5 protein-coding genes are annotated in these 10589 nt (G+C 58.9%); 3 read left to right on the top strand and 2 right to left on the bottom strand.

Annotated features, from left to right (window positions below; genetic code table 11):
• Positions 1-4112, top strand: a 4112-nt coding sequence (locus tag SGJ19_05560; GenBank protein ID MDZ4779699.1) for a HAMP domain-containing protein, incomplete at its 5' end; no start/stop codon positions are given.
• Complete coding sequence (locus tag SGJ19_05555; GenBank protein ID MDZ4779698.1) at positions 4082-5713, top strand: response regulator; 1632 nt, start codon at positions 4082-4084, stop codon at positions 5711-5713. The genes SGJ19_05560 and SGJ19_05555, both read left to right, overlap by 31 nt.
• Positions 5714-5732: 19 nt before the next feature.
• Here SGJ19_05555 and SGJ19_05550 read toward each other — a convergent pair whose 3' ends face one another.
• Complete coding sequence (locus SGJ19_05550; protein ID MDZ4779697.1) at positions 5733-6104, bottom strand: DUF1003 domain-containing protein; 372 nt, start codon at positions 6102-6104, stop codon at positions 5733-5735.
• A 297-nt stretch (positions 6105-6401) separates the two neighbouring features.
• Between SGJ19_05550 and SGJ19_05545 the strand changes: the two genes are divergently transcribed.
• Entirely contained in the window at positions 6402-7067 is a 666-nt protein-coding gene (locus SGJ19_05545) for a CAP domain-containing protein (GenBank protein ID MDZ4779696.1), read from the top strand.
• Positions 7068-7306: 239 nt separating this feature from the next.
• On the opposite strand, the gene SGJ19_05540 is transcribed toward SGJ19_05545, so the two are convergent.
• Positions 7307-10498, bottom strand: coding sequence for a CheR family methyltransferase (locus tag SGJ19_05540; protein ID MDZ4779695.1), 3192 nt, complete (start codon positions 10496-10498; stop codon positions 7307-7309).
• Positions 10499-10589 lie beyond the last annotated feature (91 nt).

Below are 10589 nucleotides of genomic sequence, written 5' to 3'. Positions count from 1 at the left end.
TGGCCGCGAACCTGACCGGCCAGGTGCGCAACATCGCCGACGTGACGACCGCGGTCGCGAACGGCGACTTGTCGCAAAAGATCACGGTCGACGTGCGCGGCGAAATCTTGGAGTTGAAAGACACCATCAACACGATGGTCGATCAGCTTCGCTCGTTTGCTGCGGAAGTGACCCGAGTCGCGCGCGAAGTCGGTACGGAAGGCAAACTCGGCGGCCAGGCCGACGTGCGCGGCGTGGCCGGCACTTGGAAGGACTTGACGGACAGCGTCAATTTTATGGCCGGCAATCTCACCGGCCAGGTGCGCAACATCGCCGAAGTGACGACCGCTGTCGCGAACGGCGACTTATCGAAAAAGATCACGGTCGATGTGCGCGGCGAGATTCTTGAACTCAAAGACACCATCAACACGATGGTCGATCAGCTTCGCTCGTTCGCTGCGGAAGTGACTCGTGTGGCGCGCGAAGTCGGTACGGAAGGCAAACTCGGCGGCCAGGCCGACGTGCGCGGCGTGGCCGGCACTTGGAAGGACCTCACCGACAGCGTGAACTTCATGGCCGGCAACCTCACTGGCCAGGTGCGCAACATCGCCGACGTGACGAAGGCGGTCGCGAATGGCGACTTGTCGAAGAAGATCACTGTCGATGTGAAGGGGGAAATCCTCGAACTAAAAAACACCGTCAACACGATGGTGGATCAGCTGAGCTCGTTCGCAGCGGAAGTAACGCGCGTGGCGCGCGAAGTTGGCACGGAAGGTAAGCTCGGCGGTCAGGCTCACGTCCGCGGCGTCTCCGGCACGTGGAAAGACCTGACGGATAACGTCAACTTCATGGCCGGCAATTTGACCAGCCAAGTGCGCGGCATCGCGAAAGTGGTGACCGCCGTGGCGAACGGCGACCTTAAACAAAAGCTCACGCTCCAGGCGAAGGGCGAAATCGCCGCGCTGGCTGATACCATTAACAGCATGATCGAGACGTTGGCCACGTTCGCCGATCAGGTGACCACCGTGGCGCGCGAAGTGGGCGTCGAAGGTAAACTAGGCGGCCAGGCGAACGTGCCCGGCGCCGCCGGCACTTGGAAAGATCTCACCGACAACACTAATCAGTTGGCGGCGAATCTCACGACGCAAGTTCGGGCGATCGCGGAAGTTGCCACCGCCGTCACCAAGGGCGACCTCACGCAATCCATCACGGTCGCGGCCTCCGGCGAAGTGGCGTCGCTCAAGGACAACATCAACGAGATGATTGTCAATCTGAAAAACACCACGCAAAAGAACAGCGAGCAAGACTGGCTGAAGACGAATCTCGCCAAGTTCAGCCGGATGCTCCAGGGCCAGAAGGATTTGCTTACCGTCGGTCGGTTGATTCTCTCCGAACTCGCGCCAGTCGTTTCCGCGCAGCATGCGGTGTTCTATACGGTGGACGGCGCCACGGAACCGCCGGCGCTGACGCTGTTGGCAAGTTACGCCTTCAAAGAGCCGAACGCGCTCGGCAGCCGCCTGGCCTGGGGGCAGGGGCTGATCGGCCAATGCGCTCAGGATCAAAAGAAGATCGTCTTAACGCAAGTGCCGCCAGAATACGTCCGCATCGCCTCGGGCCTGGGGGACGCCAATCCGCAAAGCATCATCATTCTTCCGGTGTTGTTCGAGGGCCAGGTCAAAGCAGTGTTGGAGTTGGCCTCGTTCGATCGCTTCAGCGCGACGCACGAGACATTTCTCGATCAATTGACCGAGAGCATCGGCATCGTGCTCAATACGATCGAAGCCAACATGCGGACCGAGGGCCTGTTGGCGCAGTCGCAATCGCTGGCCACGGAACTGCAGAGTCGCCAGGAGGAACTGCAGCAGACGAACCAGGAGTTGCAGGAAAAAGCCCGACTCTTGGCGCATCAGAACGCGGAAGTCGAACGCAAGAACACCGAAGTCGAACAAGCCCGTCAGGCCGTGGAGGAAAAGGCCACGCAATTGGCACTGACTTCGAAGTACAAGTCGGAGTTCCTCGCCAACATGTCGCACGAACTCCGCACGCCGCTCAATAGCCTGTTGATTCTGTCGGATCAATTGGCCAAGAATCCCGACGGCAACTTGTCCGGAAAGCAAACGGAGTTCGCCAAAACGATTCATTCCTCAGGCAACGACTTGTTGACATTGATCAACGACATCCTGGATCTCTCGAAGATCGAATCCGGCACGGTGGTGCTTGATATTGATGAATTGAAGCTAAACGACTTCCGGCGTTACAACGAGCGCACCTTCGGCCACGTCGCCGAAGCCAAGGGCGTCGATTTCATCATTCAGATCGAAGCCGACGTGCCCGACTCGATCTACACGGACTCGAAACGTCTTCGCCAAATTATCAAGAATTTACTGTCGAACGCGTTCAAGTTCACGCATCACGGCCATGTCGTATTGCGCGTCGAAGTTGCTCAGGAAGGCTGGGATAAGTCGCACGAGCGGCTGCAAAGCGCCGATCGCGTCTTGGCGATCTCGGTGGCCGACACAGGCATCGGCATTTCGCCGGACAAGCAGCAGATCGTCTTCGAGGCGTTCCAACAGGCGGACGGCAGCACTAGCCGGCGGTTCGGCGGCACGGGGTTGGGCCTGGCGATTAGCCGCGAAATCGCGCGACTTCTGGGCGGCCAGATTCGACTGGTCAGCGCGCAAGGGCAAGGCAGCACGTTTACGCTGTATCTTCCACAGCGTTACGTGGCGCTCACCACGACGCGCAAGCCTGCCGCCGAAACGGCCGCGCCGGCCAATGTGCCTGCGCTCGCAGCGCCTTTGCCACCGGCCGACATCAGCCTGGTGATTCGCGATTTCGAGGACGACGCGTCGCCCGCGTTGCAGCCGACGGATCGCATGGTGCTGATCGTCGACAATGACCTTGGCTTCTCAAAATACATGCTGGAAATCACCCGCGATCATGGCTTCCATGGCGTGGTCACGGCCTCCGGCGTGACCGCCGTGGCGCTGGTGCATGAAAACATGCCTTCAGCGGTGACGCTCGATATCCGCTTGCCTGACATGGATGGCTGGCGGGTGCTGGATCGCATCAAGTCCGATCTCGCCACGCGGCATATTCCGGTCTGCGTGATCTCGACGGAAGAAGACGCGAGGCGGGCGCGCAACCGGGGCGCGTACTCCGTGCTGAATAAGCCGATCGAGAGGCGCGAGCGGCTCGACCAGGTACTGGAATCGTTGGAAAGTTTCCTGGCGCGGAGCGTGCAACGCGTGCTGATCGTGGGCGACGACGCGAAGCAACGCGATGCCCTGGCCGAGTTGTTGAACATCGACGATGTCGAAGTGCAGAAGGCCGATGCCAATGCGGCGATGGAATTCACCGCAGGGCTGGGCGCGGCCGACTGCATTGTCGTAATCGGCAAGGTTCAAGAGACCTTCCTAGAACGCCTCGTCGATCAGCTCGACCCCGCGGACTTTCACCGTAATGTCGGCGTGATCGTATTCAACGAGGACGAGGGGCCCCATCGCGGTGCGCTAAAGCAACTTGCCGAGGCGACAGTCGTCCATACCGCTCGTACGCGCGAGCGCCTGCTCGACCAGGTGTTGCTGCATCTGCACGCTCCCGTCTCGCGTCTCTCCGAAGCGCAGCGCACGATGCTGGTGCAGTTGCACGATAACGCCGGGGCGTTGGCGAATAAGAAGGTATTGGTGGTCGACGACGACGTCCGCAACATCTTTGCGCTGACCAGCGTGCTGGAGCGGCAATCAATGCAAGTGGTCTCCGCGGAGACGGGTCGCGAGGCCATTCACATTTTGGAGACGACGCCGGATATTGACGTGATGCTGCTCGACATCATGATGCCCGAAATGGATGGCATCGATACGATGCGCGTCATCCGCAAACTACCTCAATGCGCGTCGCTGCCGATCGTGGCGGTTACCGCGAAGGCGATGAAAGGCGATCGCGAAAAATGCATCGAGGCCGGCGCCTGGGACTATCTCTCGAAGCCCGTCGATACCGAACAGTTGTTCTCCGTGCTACGCTTTTGGTGCCATCGGCAAGCGGCCCGCCGCGGCCCGCGCCGAAGTCTCGAGCATCGCGCTGACATCCCTTATGGCACACTATGGACGCGAACGGTAAAGTCAACATCCTGATCGTTGACGACGCACCCGACAAGCTGCTCGCGCTAGACACTGTGCTAGCGGACCTTGACGAACGCGTCGTGACGGCCGCGTCCGGGCGCGAAGCGCTGCGGCGACTGTTGGCGGACGATTTCGCAGTTGTTCTGCTTGACGTCAACATGCCGGATCTTGATGGCTTCGAGACGGCGAGCCTGATCCGGCAGCGCAAACGGTCGGAACATACGCCGATCATCTTCATCACCGCCGAAAGCGATGAGACGCACGTCAGCCGCGGATATTCACTGGGCGCGGTCGACTACATCGTCGCGCCCATGCTGCCCGAGGTGCTGCGAACCAAAGTCAGCGTGTTTGTGGAGCTATATCGCAAGCAACGAGAAATCGAACGCCAGGCGGATCAGCGCATCGCTCTGGCGCTGATGCAAGCGGAGCGCGACGAAGCGGATCGGGCGAATCGTGCCAAAAGCGAGTTCCTGGCAAACGTGAGTCACGAACTGCGCACGCCGATGAACGCCATCATCGGCATGACCGATCTCGCATTGCAGGAGCAGCTCGCGCCCTCGGTTCGAGACTATCTAGAGACCGCTCGCACTTCGGCCACGCTGTTGGTATCGCTGTTGAACGAAATCCTGGACTTCTCGAAGCTCGATTCCGGGCGCTTTTCGCTCGAAGCGGCGCCGTTCGATCTCCGCGTGGCCGTCCAGCAGACGGTTAAGACGCTGATTCATCATGCCGAGGCCAAGAACTTACGACTGGAATGCGAACTCACGGAAGGCGTCGACATGCATGTCGTGGGTGACTCGCTACGCTTGCGTCAGGTATTGAATAATCTGATTGGCAATGCGATCAAGTTTACATCCCGCGGGTCCGTAGCCGTCGTGGTGCGGCCGGCCACGTCCGACGAATCGAACACATCCTTCCAGTTCGCGGTGCGCGATACCGGCATTGGAATCTCCGCCGAGGATCAGGGGAAGATCTTTTCCCCGTTCACGCAGGTCGACGCCTCCATGACGCGGCGCTTCGGCGGCGCAGGGCTGGGACTGACGATCGCCGCAAATCTCGTGGCGATGATGGGCGGGCAGTTGCAAGTGGAGAGCGCGCCGGGATCAGGTAGTACGTTTTCCTTTACGATTCGCATGCCGCGCGCCGGGTCACTGCCTTCGACGCCAACGTCGTCCGCACCGGCCTCCGCTGAACCCGCCAAGGCCAGCGTGGCGCTCAACATCTTGTTGGCGGAGGACACTTACGCCAATCAGAAACTGCTCACGACGGTTTTGCGGCGTCGCGGGCATCACGTGCTCGTCGTCGACAATGGCGCGGAGGCCGTCGAAGCGGCGCGCAGCGGTCGCTTTGATGCTATCTTAATGGACATTCAGATGCCCACCATGGACGGCTTTGAGGCGACGGCCGCGATCCGTGCTATCGCCGATCCAACAATGGCGACGGTGCCGATCGTTGCGCTCACAGCACATGCCATGCAAGGCGACGACGCGCGCTGTCTGATGGCGGGCATGGACGCCTACCTAGCCAAGCCGATCGACATCCGCGAGTTAGTAGAATTAGTCGAGGATCTACCGCACCGCGCACGCCGCATCGTGCCAGTTGACAACACGTGACGACTCGTACGAAGAAACGCTATTCTTCATGTCCCAGATCTTCCAGCACCTTTTCCGGCGCCACTTCTTGCGTCAGTTCCGGCAGGTCGTCCATGCCGGCGAGGTCAATGTCCAATCGTACAGCGACGGCCTGCAGCAGTGCAAGCGCCTTGGTAACCTCGTGCTCCGTCAACAAGTTGATCTGCAGGTCCAGCTTCGCCTGCCGGTCCGCCCAGGCGCTTTGCCGGTTCTGGCTAATCAACACGAACGTGGAGAGAAAGATCGACTCCAGGGAGACGGTCGTCGTCAGCAGGCCGTACGGATAGGGATCAAAGGCTGGGAGCGGCGTCAGATCCTGGTTGATCGCGATCCACGTGGCGAACCAGATGGCGTGCAGCCAGACAAACGTCATACTGCCCGACCAACTCGTCATCCAGTCGGCGAAATGCTGAGCGCAGGTACGTCGCGCATCTTCGGCGCGATGTTGTTCTGTCCTGCTTCACCTGAAACTGGAATCACCGCTTGTTTGGGTTAGCATTGACCCAAGCGGAGGTGATTTCCATGAGCGCTAAACGTACTCGTAGGCAGTTTTTTGCGGAGCGGAAGGCGGAGGTCGTGCGGCGGCACCTGGTCGGCAAGGAGGCGGTGTCCGACTTGGCGGACGAGTTGAAGGTGCAGCCGACGCAGCTTCAACTGTGGATCAAAGCAGGTGCTGGATCAGGCGGAGGCGGCGTTCGCCAAGATGCTGGGCAAGGCACGGCGCGTGGAGGACGCCAAGGACCGCAAGATCGCGGAGTTGGAGACGAAGGTCGCGCAAAAGGATGCGGCTCAGCAGTACGCGGAGTATATGGCCGCTGAAAACCGCTTTGGTCATACGGTTGATGGAAGTGTGCCAGCCGAACGTGCCACCGCCCATGAGTATGAGGCCTGCCTGATCGCCGAAAACATTGCCTATCGCTGGAACGCAAGGCCCGTTGAGTACAACGACGTTGCTAGAGAGGTAGTTGCCGGATGGCAAAAGTCCCCCCCGCATCGGCGCAATTTACTCAACGAGCACGTTACTGAGATCGGCGTCGGAGTAGCGAGAAGCGACGTGACCGGTTACTGCTTCGTCGTGCAAATGTTCGGACGTCCTAACTCCCTGGCGATTCATGTGGCCATTGAAAACGCGACCGACGAGGAAGTAGCATACGAATTGGACGGAGAGAGATATTCGCTGCCGTCTCATTTCAGTCGCAGGCATGATCTCTGTATGCCACCCGTCTTGAAGCTCGCAACGGAAAACTCTCGACAAGCGTCAATGACCTTGTCGGATGGCGACGAAATGTCGATCGTCCGTGATCGCGAACGACTCAGAATAATTAAGTCGCGTTGATTTCGGCTAACGTTGCCATAGGGCAAGCCAGCAGCGGAAGGCGGACGTACCTCTATGCTGGCGAGCCAGCCCGGGCGATTCTCATTATCTTGGCTGAACTCCAAGCCATCCCAGGGTAGCAGCTGCAGTAAAACTCGCAGCCTGCCGGCGAGTGGTGATTCAGCTGCCGGCAAACATCCCGAATTGCGATGGCCTCGGCATGGGCAGTTGGGTCGTGGGTGCCTGCGTTACGTTTATTTTCAGTGCCTGCGGAGTGTTGCCAGTAATGCCACTAACTCTCGTGGATTTACCGGTTTCACGAGGTGCCGGTCGATTCCCGACTCGTCGGCACGGACCCGATCGTGATCCTGGCCATAACCTGTGACAGCCACAATCAACGCATCCTGGAGTCCGATTTCGTTGCGGAGACGTTTGGCGACGTCATATCCGCTAATTCCTGGCAGTCCAATGTCGAGCAAGACGACCTCCGGCGATTCTGCGGCCGCCATTTCAAGAGCAGCAGTTCCGTCATGCGCGACGCTGACCTGATGGCCCAAATGGCGTAGCAACATGGCTAAGGCAGCCGCACCATCGACATTGTCTTCCACCACCAGTACGCGTCGCAACGTCGCGGCCGTCCCCTCGTCGGCTGCGCTGTTGGTCGCGAGTACATTCGTGCGCGAGAGGCGGGGGAACCGTACGACAAACGTCGCACCGCGGTCAATGCCTTCGCTGAGCGCTTCGACGGTGCCGCCGTGCAGGGTGACGAGCCGTTTCACCAACGTTAGTCCGATTCCAAGACCACCCTGAGAGCGGTCCAGAGAACGATCCGCCTGCGTAAACAAATCGAAGATGTTTGGCAACAACTCAGGAGCGATTCCCACGCCGGTGTCACGGATACGAATCTCCACAAATGCTTGCCGCGCTTCGCCCGTCACTTGGATCGCGCCGTTCACGTCGGTGTACTTGGCAGCATTGTTCAACAAATTCCCCAAGATCTGCTCCAGTCTAGCTGGATCCGCTTCGATGTACATCGGCGAGTCAGGCAACGTGACTTGAAGATCCACGTCGCGCGAACGAATCAACGATTGACACCCTTCAATCGCTTGGCGCAGCGCGGCTTGGACTTCGACCACATCCGTCCGCAGCTCAACCTTGCCTCGTGCAATCCGCGCCACGTCCAAAAGGTCATCTAAGAGCCGCGCCATGTGCGCCAATTGCCGCTCGGAGATGTCCAGCGCATGGTCAACCAACTCGTCGCCAGCGACACGTTTGCGGAGGATGTACATGGTGTTGCGGATGGGAGCCAACGGGTTCCTTAACTCGTGTGCCAACATGGCCAGAAACTCGTCCTTGGAGCGATTGGCCGCCTCCGCCTCGGCGCGACGCGCTTGTTCTTCGGCCAGCAGTTTCGCTTGGGCCAGTTCGCGCCTGCGGCTGGTGACGTCTTCCAACGCGACGAGGATCATTTGTGTGGCGCTACCTTCCCAATAGATACGATGTGCATTCAGCAGAAGCGTACGGCGGTCATGTGCGGACAGGTCGACCTCCAACTCGAAATCTCGCAGGCGATCATTTTCCGGGATGATGCGTCGCAAGGTAGCAACCAACTGGGCCTGGTCGAGTGCGCCGTACGGCAACTCTGCCAGATGCAGGCCACTCACCTTCTCCGAAGAAATCTGGAAGAGCTGGCAGAATGCAGCATTCGTGCGTTGAATTCGCAGGTCTCCGTCCAGGACCAGCAACGGCTCCCAGACCGTGTCCACGATGGCATCCGCATTGTCACGCGCCGCCGTGAGCTGTTCGGCAGCTTGCTTGAGCGCATCAATTCCCACCAGTGCGAGCGTCGCACCTTCGATCCGGTTGTCGCTGGTAACGTAGGGTCGAATCCGCAACGAATACCAATGGCCCTGCTGATCTTGCACCTCGACGTCCGCAAAAGTTAACGAATCGATCACGCCTCGGATCACTTCCGGCAAGTTCGTGATGTTCAGATTGTGCCGGAGGTGACAGAGCGGCCGACCAACGTCACTCGGGATCAGACTGAAAAGTCCTTCCGCCGAAGGGGTGAAACGCCGAATCTTCAACTCTCGATTCACCATCACAATGGGGATTTTTAGGCCCCCTAGAAGATTGATTAAGTCATCATTGACATTGCCCAGTTCTGAATTCCGATGCTTGAGCTCGTCATTCACCGTCGTCAGTTCTTCATTGGTGGACTGCATCTCCTCCTTCGCGGTCTGCAACTCCTCATTTGTGCTTTGCAGTTCCTCATTGCTCGACAAAATCTCTTCATTGGCGGCCCGCAGCTCCTCGTTGGTGACTTCGTTGTGTTCGATCACGGACTGCAGATACGTCCGCGTGTGCTCTAACTCGTCGGCCAATTGGGCATAGCCCGACTCGTTCACGTTGTCGGAACTGGCTGACCTTGGAGCAACTCCACGCTGCGCGAGCCGTTCAAACAAGACAAGACACGCGGCTGGATACTCTGACAGCTGTAGTGGGATCACTTCTAATGCCAACTTGCCGGCCTGATCTACGTCGCTACGCCACAGGTCATGGCGATGCACCGTCCGCTGTTCTCGCCGTGCCTGTTGAATCGCGTCCAATACTTCGTCCAGCAAGTCTGCATGCAACACCTCCCGCAAGGTGACTCCCACGGTCGACGTTCTGGTACGTAAGTAGGGTGCCAAATTGCCGCGTACGGTCACCACCTGAAGTTCTTCGTTCACGAGCAATCCTGCTGGGCCAAATCGCTGCAACAGTAGCTGGGCAATGACTTCATTGACATCCAAGTGTACCGTCGAAGACAACGCACCGGTCGGCAGCGGTGGGTAATGCACACTTTGGCCCGGCTCGCTCAATGGGAAAGTGATTGCCTGACGGTTACCTGGCTTCTTGGAGTAAATGCGCGCGTCTTTATCGACCAACTCAAACAGGTCTGCTTGAGCCCCAGTCGTTTCCGCCGGGCCGAGCACTAAGTGACCACCAGGCCTTAGCGCATAGTGGAAGTAAGGGATGACCCGTTTCTGCAACGAGAGGTCGAGGTAGATCAATAGATTGCGGCAGCTGATTAGATCCAGGTTGGCGAAAGGCGTGTCGTGGCTGACGTTGTGACGCGAGAAGACGCACAAGTCGCGGATCGATTGGCTGATCTGGTACGAGCCGTTGTTCTTGCTGAAAAATCGTCGCAACCGCGCCGCAGAAACGTCCAGCGCAATGTTATCGACGTAACTGCCACGTCTGGCTTTTTCCAGTGCGGCCTCGCTAATGTCCGTGGCAAGAATCTTGATGGGCGTATTGCTGATCATGTCCCCCAAGGACTCGACCAGGGCGATGGTCAGTGAGTACACCTCTTCCCCAGTGGCGCAACCGGCAACCCAAAAGCGAATCGCCTCCTCGGGGCGATGCTTGCGAATCAGTTTGGGAAACACCAGTTGTTGCAAGCTCACAAACGCGGTAACCGTTCCCGAATCGGCATGGTTGTTGGGCGTGGTAGGTTGAGGGGGTGTGCTTGAACTTGTGCTTCCCTCGGTGACGGCC

It is taken from the genome of Planctomycetia bacterium (genome assembly GCA_034440135.1).
GTDB lineage: Bacteria > Planctomycetota > Planctomycetia > Pirellulales > JALHLM01 > JALHLM01.
The sequence above is the reverse complement of the archived record's forward strand: the minus strand, read 5'-3'. Positions and strand labels throughout refer to the sequence as shown.